The organism is Brachybacterium sp. B718/18 (assembly GCF_055454375.1).
Window position 1 is genome coordinate 1 of the sequence record NZ_JBVDDO010000020.1, and the last position, 872, is coordinate 872.

The window sequence follows — 872 nt, forward strand, 5'->3', positions numbered from 1 at the left end:
TGCCGGGCGCGGCCGTCGGCGGCGGCGGAGGCGCGGCGGCCGGCGGCGTGATCGGCGGCATCGTCGGGGACGTGATGGGCAGCTACGTCGGCGCGACCCTCGCCGACTCCGTGATCGACACCTTCCTCGACTGATCCCGGCGCCGCCGGGGCTATCGCACGCCGACCTCGATCCCCAGCTCCCGGCCCCGGCCCCGTGCCGCAGCGGCCGCCGCGGCGAAGGTCTCCGGCCAGTCCGGCACCCGGGCGAGCTCGGCCGCGACGGCGGGGGCGGCGCCGTCGGCCCGGGCCCGCTGCAGCACGAGCTGACGGGCACCGGTCCCCGCGAGATGCTCGAGCAGCTCGGTCAGCTGGGGCAGGAGGGTCGGGGTGAGGGTCGTGCGCAGCTCATGGGGCACGCCCGAGGCCTGCAGGAGGGCGAGCGACGTCCCTGCCCGCTCGGCGGCTCCCGCGCGGCCGACGAGCGCGGCATAGTCGGCCGGAACGGCCTTCACGTCGAAGCCCACCCAGTCCACCAGCCCCGCCGCGAGCAGCGCCTCGAGCCGCGCCGGATGCGCGCCGCCGGTGTGGAGCCCGACGGCGAAGCCCGCCTCCCGCACCGCCGCGGCGGCCGGCAGCAGGGCATGCTGCCGAGTGGCCTCTCCCCCGCTGAACACGACGCCGTCGAGCAGCCCGCGACGCCGCCGCAGCAGGTCGAGGAGCGCGGCGAGCGGCACCCGACCGGGCACGGTGGGATCGAGGATCGGGCGGTTGTGGCAGTAACTGCAGGACCAGGGACAGCCCTGGCAGAACACGGTCGCGACCAGGCGGCCGGGCCAGTCGACGGTGGACAGCGGCACGAGACCGGCGATCTGCAGCTCCCCCGCCCCGGCC

1 protein-coding gene is annotated in these 872 nt (G+C 77.4%); it reads right to left on the minus strand.

Annotation, left to right across the window (positions count from 1 at the left end; genetic code table 11):
• Nucleotides 1–151 precede the first annotated feature (151 nt).
• On the minus strand, nt 152–872 hold a 721-nt coding region (locus tag ACZCAH_RS15250), incomplete at its 5' end, for an anaerobic ribonucleoside-triphosphate reductase activating protein (protein WP_464341891.1).